We start from the raw sequence: 2187 nt of genomic DNA, 5'->3' as shown, positions 1-2187 counted from the left end.
CCGCTCGGGCGGGGCTTCCTCACCGGGCGCTACAACTCCGTCGAAGGCCTGGCGGAGGGCGACATCCGGCGCACGCAGCCGAGGTTCGCCGACGGCAACCTCGACCGCAACCTGGCCATCGTCGCGAAGCTCGAGGAACTGGCGGCCGCCAAGGGCATCACCGCCGGCCAGCTCGCCCTGGCCTGGGTGCAGCAGCCTGGGTGCAGCACCGCGGCGAGGACGTCGTACCGATCCCCGGCACCAGGCGGCAGAAGTACCTGGAGGAGAACCTCGCGGCCCTGTCCGTCGAGCTGACCCCGGAGGACCTGGCCGCCATCGAGGCCGCGGCCCCGCGCGAGGAGATCGCGGGCGCCCGCTACGACGCGACGAGCCTGACCTTCGTCAACCACTGAGGACGGCCTGCGGCCGGCGCCGCCTGGGAGGGGGACTCGCGGGGACGGGGCCGGTCGGGTCAGTGCTGCTGGAGGACGGTCAGGGCCTCCTCCACGCGGCCGAGGGTGATCAGGTGCTCGGCCAGGTCGGCGGAGTTGCCCGAGACGTGGGCGCCGAGGACCACGACGGCCTCCTCCAGGCGGCCGGCGCCGGCGAGGAGCCGGGCCAGGGCGGACGCCGCGTACCAGGTGTCCCCCTCCGGGTGGGTCCGTACCAGCTCGATCGCCTCCTCGCTCCGGCCGCAGGCGGCCAGCAGCGGGAGGCGAGCCTCGAAGAAGGCCCAAGCCTCGTCGCTGTCACGGGGGTTGAGGGTGTCGAGGAAGTCCAGGCCCGCCGCCGGCCGCCCGTGGTCGGCGTACAGGGAGCACAGCCTGCGGACGAGCCAGTCCTCCGGACCCGGGGGAACGTCCGCGAGCGGGCGGACCACCGCGATCGCCTCCTCACCGCGCCCGTGCCGCTCCAGGAGCTCGGCGAGCCGCAGCGCCCGGTCACGCCGGATGTCCGGCGACCCCTCCGGCAACCGGTACACGGCGATCGCCCCCTCCACGTCACCGCGTTCCTCCAGCAGCTCGGCGAGCCGCTCCGCGGGCTGCGCCAGCTCCGCGGCGTACGTCCGCAGCTCCTCCATCCGGTCGTGGCGGGCCAGCAGATCGGCGAGCTGCTGGTGTCCGTGGACGGGCGAGTCGGTGGGGTGGGGGCGCAGCAGGGCGACGGCGTCGTCGACGCGGCCCTGGCGTTCGCGGACCGTGGCGAGCAGGGACACCGCCACGGCGGGCGAGGGGGCGGTCCATCGGCACGCCGGGTCCTCGCGGCGGTGCCCCGCCGCGATACGGGCCTCCAGCAGCGCGGCCAGGTCCTCGTCGCGGCCCGCGGGCCCGGCCACGTCCACCAGGGCGGTGGCGAGGAAGTCGTCCTCGACGTGGGGGAGGAGCAGTTCGTACGCCTCCCCGGCCCTGCCGTTGCGGGCGAGCAGGCGCGCGAAGGCGGCCCTCGCCAAGCGGTCCCCGCCCTCGGCATGGGGGCGGGCCAGCGCGATGGCCTCGTCGGGCTTCCCCCACGCCTCCAGCAACCCGGCCGCCGCCTCGACCGCGGTCCACCAGCCCGTGGCCACGTAGGGGGCGAGCATCTCCCACGCCTCCGCCCACCGCTCCCGCCCGGCGAGCCGCCGCGCCAGCTCCTGCGCGCAGAACCACTCCCCCCGGCCGGCCTGCAACGCCACCTCCTCGGCATACCCGAGCTCGAGCAGCCGGGAGACCAGGTACGGGGTGATGCAACGGCGGTACGACCGGAACCGGCCGTCAAGATCAGTGGCGTCCACGGCCACGCACCCTAGCCGCACACGTCGGGGAGGCCGGATTGCCGCTGTCCGGAGGAGGTCGAGCTGATGGCACGGCTGGGTGCCGCCTACGGCGCCGTGCAGGAGGCGGTCGGCGCCGGTGCGTGTGACGAGGTCTATCTGGATTCGCCGGGCTGGCCCGCGGTGGTGGCCGCCGCGGCCCGGCTGGCCCAGGTACTGGTGGCCAACGACCATGCGGCGCTGAGCAGCCTGCACGACGCCGGCCATCGCCGGCCGCCCGGCATCGTGCCGGTTGACGGCTTCTAGGGGATCAGGACGACCTTGCCGAGGTTGCGGCGCTGTTCGACGACCGTGTGGGCGCGGGCGGCCTCCGCGAGAGGGATCTGCTCGTGGACGGCCGTGCGCAGGGTGCCGGCGGCGCGCTGCTCCCACAGTTCGCGCTGCCAGCGGGCGTACAG

The 2187-nt window shown here is 75.2% G+C and carries 3 protein-coding genes and 1 pseudogene; 2 read left to right on the top strand and 2 right to left on the bottom strand.

Annotated elements, in window-relative coordinates:
• Positions 1-392: pseudogene (locus tag VR44_RS38995) on the top strand (aldo/keto reductase); the annotation flags it as partial.
• Positions 393-451: 59 nt separating this feature from the next.
• Here VR44_RS38995 and VR44_RS38990 read toward each other — a convergent pair.
• Positions 452-1750: a tetratricopeptide repeat protein gene (locus tag VR44_RS38990; protein ID WP_045952426.1), complete on the bottom strand. Its 1299-nt coding sequence runs from the start codon at positions 1748-1750 to the stop codon at positions 452-454.
• A 66-nt stretch (positions 1751-1816) separates the two neighbouring features.
• Between VR44_RS38990 and VR44_RS38985 the strand changes: the two genes are divergently transcribed.
• Entirely contained in the window at positions 1817-2035 is a 219-nt protein-coding gene (locus VR44_RS38985; protein WP_211275227.1) for a hypothetical protein, read from the top strand.
• Here VR44_RS38985 and VR44_RS48670 read toward each other — a convergent pair.
• Positions 2032-2163: a zinc-binding dehydrogenase gene (locus VR44_RS48670; RefSeq protein ID WP_281187295.1), complete on the bottom strand. Its 132-nt coding sequence runs from the start codon at positions 2161-2163 to the stop codon at positions 2032-2034. The genes VR44_RS38985 and VR44_RS48670 overlap by 4 nt on opposite strands.
• Positions 2164-2187 lie beyond the last annotated feature (24 nt).

It is taken from the genome of Streptomyces katrae, from assembly GCF_000966975.1.
GTDB classification, from domain to species: domain Bacteria; phylum Actinomycetota; class Actinomycetes; order Streptomycetales; family Streptomycetaceae; genus Streptomyces; species Streptomyces katrae.
This window is presented reverse-complemented; position numbering and strand designations above follow the sequence as displayed.

What these genes read in the sequence shown, in the direction of transcription:
- VR44_RS38985 (WP_211275227.1), top strand. Translation starts at nt 1,817, where the DNA reads ATGGCACGGCTGGGTGCCGCCTACGGCGCCGTGCAGGAGGCGGTCGGC.